The organism is Allocoprococcus similis (genome assembly GCF_054660775.1).
In genome coordinates, this window is the sequence record NZ_BAAHSG010000070.1 from 1 (window position 1) to 1769 (window position 1769).

At 43.9% G+C, this 1769-nt stretch carries 3 protein-coding genes and 1 pseudogene; all 4 read right to left on the reverse strand.

All coding sequences use genetic code 11. From position 1 onward, the window contains the following. Positions 1 to 213: 213 nt before the first annotated feature. Positions 214 to 399 (reverse strand): annotated as a pseudogene (locus tag ACYQ5K_RS17440) (helix-turn-helix domain-containing protein); the annotation flags it as partial. After that, complete coding sequence (locus ACYQ5K_RS17445; protein WP_459778154.1) at positions 341 to 661, reverse strand: hypothetical protein; 321 nt, start codon at positions 659 to 661, stop codon at positions 341 to 343. The gene ACYQ5K_RS17445 and the pseudogene ACYQ5K_RS17440, both read right to left, overlap by 59 nt. A gap of 97 nt (positions 662 to 758) precedes the next feature. Then, positions 759 to 1604 (reverse strand): DUF4373 domain-containing protein, encoded by an 846-nt coding sequence (locus ACYQ5K_RS17450; protein WP_459778155.1) that lies wholly within the window; start codon positions 1602 to 1604, stop codon positions 759 to 761. A 16-nt stretch (positions 1605 to 1620) separates the two neighbouring features. Next, complete coding sequence (locus ACYQ5K_RS17455) at positions 1621 to 1764, reverse strand: RusA family crossover junction endodeoxyribonuclease (RefSeq protein ID WP_459777593.1); 144 nt, start codon at positions 1762 to 1764, stop codon at positions 1621 to 1623. Positions 1765 to 1769 lie beyond the last annotated feature (5 nt).

Here is a 1769-nt window from a genome sequence, read left to right on the forward strand (position 1 = left end):
TTTATAGTTTGTCACCTACTCATAAAATTTTTTCATCTTCCGCTTCGACACCGCATTTCCCTTTTGATACACGCTGCACTCTTCCACGGAGCATCCTCTGCTGTGCCCTGTTATCTCGATATAGGAACAGCCAGCTCCCCTTGTGTTTCCTGTTGCCCGGAACATACAGGTCCTGCATTTGTGCCGGTCCGCATTACTGGCTGTCTTATTTTCCGGCTTTGGTTTCTTACACTTATCCGGATTCAGCCAGGAATACACGGTACTGTATTTTGCATCGATCAACCGCGCAATCTCCGCAGCACCTTTTCCTTCTTTCGCCAGTTCCAGAGCTTTCTCCCTTTTATTTTCTGCCGGAATCACAATCGGATCCGGCTCTGTGAGGGGGGGTGGTGCTTCCATCCTTCTCCGTTATCCCTGCCGGTTCTACTTCCACACTGCAGTTATCTGGTCTGTTCTGATCTACCATTTCAGCTACCGCCTGTGCAAATTCCGGATTGTGATATGCCGGAACATTTACCAGAAAATGATTTTCTTCCTGGTCCAGGATGTCCGACAATAACCGAACATCCATACTTCCATCATCCTTTGTCCATAATACTGTCACTGGTTTGCCTTTTATGTAGTCTGCCAATGCCTCTTTTAGATTCTTTTCTATCAGCATGATCATCATTCCTCCTACTTCCCACGTTTAATAATCTTTCGTTTCTTCCTGCTTCCAACTCGCAAAAGTTTATTCTGTTTCCCATTCTTCTTTTTCATCACTGCATCAACTTCCTTGTAAGATCTGTCATGTCCTCATACTCACGCTCTTCAAAGTTCTTAAACTTCCCCTGTTTCTCTGGCTGCTTCTTTGTTTTCGGCTTTCTCTTCTGAACTGGATACAGGTTCTTCCATCCACCAGCTGCAGCCTTATTCAGGATCGCTTTCTGTTCAGCCAGATCAGAGGACAGCGATAATAGATCTTCCCTCAAAGCATTTACCTGTTCTTCAGAGATCTCTCCCCAGTTCTGTGATCGGACAAGGAGATAGAACTGAAAAGCTGATTCAAGGGAAGAATCGCTGAAAGCGCCCTTATATATATCCTTTTTATTTACTTTACTTTTCTTTGTGCACTTATTCTCGGAATCTTCGGGGTTTTTCCCGGAATAACCACATGCATTTCCGGGATTTTTTTGAAAAAGGGTGCATTTAATAAAAGGTTCCGTGGCTTTCTTTTCTAAAAGCCAATACCTTCCTACTTCTATCGGGTTCTTCCTTGCTCTTTCCTTTACGGCAAGCTGAAACCGCTTCTGTATCCCGGCAGAGGTCAAGACCTTGTCCGAACTAAAGAGTTTGCTATCAAACAGTGACTTCTTTAGCAGGAAGTTCAGGACCTGCTTCACCTTATCTACACTCACCCCTAATTCCGAGGCTATAATATATTCCAAATCATCATCAACCTGTATGTAGTATCCGTTTTTATAGATCTCACACAGTAAATAAACATAAATCATGATACCGTCAGCTCTGTACCTCGCCTTCAGTATCTTAATCCGGCTGTCGTTATCAAAGAAATCAGTATCCAAAGGAAAGTATGAAAGACCACTCTTTTTCGGTCTTGCCAACGCTACCACCTTCCTTTTATCCGGTATACTCCTCAACTGTCACATCCAGTCCCTCTACCGCCGAATAACATTTCTTTGCCTGAACCAGTGCGATCTGCGTATCATCGTGATAAGCAACCCCGTTCAGTGCATCTGCTACTACCTTCACAATATTGTCCATATCCG